The organism is Treponema sp. R6D11 (genome assembly GCF_054786075.1).
This window is the reverse complement of sequence record NZ_BDHD01000555.1, coordinates 1-791: the sequence shown is the minus strand read 5'-3', so window position 1 is coordinate 791 and position 791 is coordinate 1. Positions and strand designations below refer to the sequence as shown.

Sequence of the window (791 nt, the reverse complement as noted above, 5' to 3'; positions counted from 1 at the left end):
CAGGGAAAAATTTTTCCGCCGCCCTAACCGCCGCAAGCGAAGCGGAAGTTGGCGCAAGCGCCGCGAGCAAAGTCGCCACCGAAAACTGCGCGTGGAAAGTGAACACCGTAAAAGAAAAGATAAACCTTAAAGCAAAGACGGCTCTTGTACGCGAAAAAGCGGCCCTTGTCTGCGCCGTGAACTTATTTAACGAAATGTACGAAGACTTGCCCCAGACCAACAGCGAAGCCCTAAAACGCATGGCGGAAAACGCCGCGCTATTGATGCGTAATCAGGCAAAACCGGAAGCCCGGATTTTTACGGTTGAACCGGGCGTGCCTCAATCGGGGCATTTTATCAGTTTTTTGCGCTCCGCTTTTTTGGAAATGGACCGCGCCCCTTTGTCGCCCTGCACACATTCGGAAGCCTGCCCGATGCCAGGCGGAAAAAGTGTCGGTGGTAAGAGCGGCGGCAAAGCAAAAGCCCGCTGGTGCCACTTCGCGTTCGACACCGCAGACGCCCCGAAAGAACTTATCCGCCTTTCTTCCGCCGCAGGTATCCCAAAAGAGCGGCTTGTGTTAAGTTATTTACTTGTGGGCGCAGAAAAGGCGCATAATTCGCAAGCGCGGGAAACGGCGCAAACGGCGGAACAAGTAGCGCAAGCGACGCAAACGCAAGTACGGGTTATTTCCGACGCTTTTCCGCTTCCGAGCAATAAATACGGAAGATACGGCTGTAGTTCCGAGGGGCTTGTCCTTTTAACAGGGGATAAAATCAGCGTCGAAAAAGCCGCATCCGGGGAACTTGTGCAA

Annotated in this window: 1 protein-coding gene; it reads left to right on the top strand. The window is 53.7% G+C overall.

Annotation, left to right across the window (positions count from 1 at the left end; all coding sequences use genetic code 11):
* A partial coding sequence (locus ACYVTD_RS14640) for a small ribosomal subunit Rsm22 family protein (protein WP_461248452.1) occupies positions 1-791 on the top strand: 791 nt, incomplete at both ends.